The sequence below is a fragment of the Vibrio sp. 10N.222.49.A3 genome, assembly GCF_041475145.1.
GTDB lineage: Bacteria > Pseudomonadota > Gammaproteobacteria > Enterobacterales > Vibrionaceae > Vibrio > Vibrio tasmaniensis_A.
In genome coordinates, this window is sequence record NZ_JBFRVM010000132.1 from 2,044 (window position 1) to 2,365 (window position 322).

At 46.6% G+C, this 322-nt stretch carries 1 protein-coding gene; it reads left to right on the forward strand.

The features are described from left to right. Nucleotides 1–283: integrase core domain-containing protein (locus AB4589_RS25715; RefSeq protein ID WP_372101556.1), on the forward strand; the 283-nt coding region annotated here is incomplete at its 5' end. Nucleotides 284–322 lie beyond the last annotated feature (39 nt).

Consider the following 322-nt stretch of genomic DNA (forward strand, 5'->3'; position numbering starts at 1 on the left):
GTACATGCCAAGCTGGCCAACAAAGGGCTTTGAAACAATCGACAGTAGTCGAAGTTGGGTTGAAGCCTTCGTACGCTGGTACAACACCGAGCACAAGCACAGTAAGCTGAATTACGTCACGCCTTCAGAGCGTCACAATGGAAAAGATAAAGAGATCTTGAAGCGCCGAGCGGAGGTATTACTCACTGCGAAAGAGCTAAACCCTGAACGCTGGCCAGGTGATATCAGAAACTGTGAACCTGTTGGTGACGTTCACTTAAATCCAGAAAGAGAAGCTGCTTAATAAGCAAGCAAATGATGACAACTACCTTGAAAAACACCG